Origin of the sequence: Burkholderia territorii, assembly GCF_902833055.1 — a bacterium.
Taxonomy (GTDB): domain Bacteria; phylum Pseudomonadota; class Gammaproteobacteria; order Burkholderiales; family Burkholderiaceae; genus Burkholderia; species Burkholderia territorii.
This window is the reverse complement of the sequence record NZ_CADFEJ010000088.1, coordinates 1-553: the sequence shown is the minus strand read 5'-3', so window position 1 is coordinate 553 and position 553 is coordinate 1. Positions and strand designations below refer to the sequence as shown.

General features: G+C 63.8%; 1 protein-coding gene. It reads right to left on the bottom strand.

The genetic code is table 11. The annotated features are described in order from the left end of the window. Positions 1 to 553: MFS transporter (locus tag HW466_RS31135; RefSeq protein ID WP_176316146.1), on the bottom strand; the 553-nt coding region annotated here is incomplete at both ends.

Genomic DNA, 553 nt, shown 5'->3' with positions numbered 1-553 from the left:
AGAAATCCGCCGAACAGGATGTTGCCCAGTTGCTGGGACAAACCGAAACCGGTGGTCCGGCTCTGCGGCGGAAACGATTCGGCGATAAAGGCCGGCAGCGGCGCCATGATCATGGCGGTCAGGATGGCGAGCACGCTGATCAGCGCAATGACGGCGCCCCACTCGCCGGCCGATACCGCCGCGCGAATGCCGGCGAAGCACGGGTATGCCGCGACGATCCAGAGCGCAATGCCGACCAGGATCACCTTCGCCCGGCCGATCGCATCGGACAGGCGTCCGAACACCGGGTACATCGGCGCCGCGATCAGGATCGCCACGCCCAGGCAGAGGCTGGCCCGCGTCTGCTCCACCTTCAGGACATTCTCGAGAAAATAGAGCATGTAGACGATCGACGTGTACAGCGACACGGAGGTCCCGCCCTGGGGGCCGAACATCGCCACGAAGATCGCCTTCCAGGATGTCTTGCTGCACAGAGTGTCCTGCAGCCGCGACGCCGACAATAGTGCGGCATGGTTCAGCGCCATGAAGGTCAGCGTTTCTGACATGCCGAGCC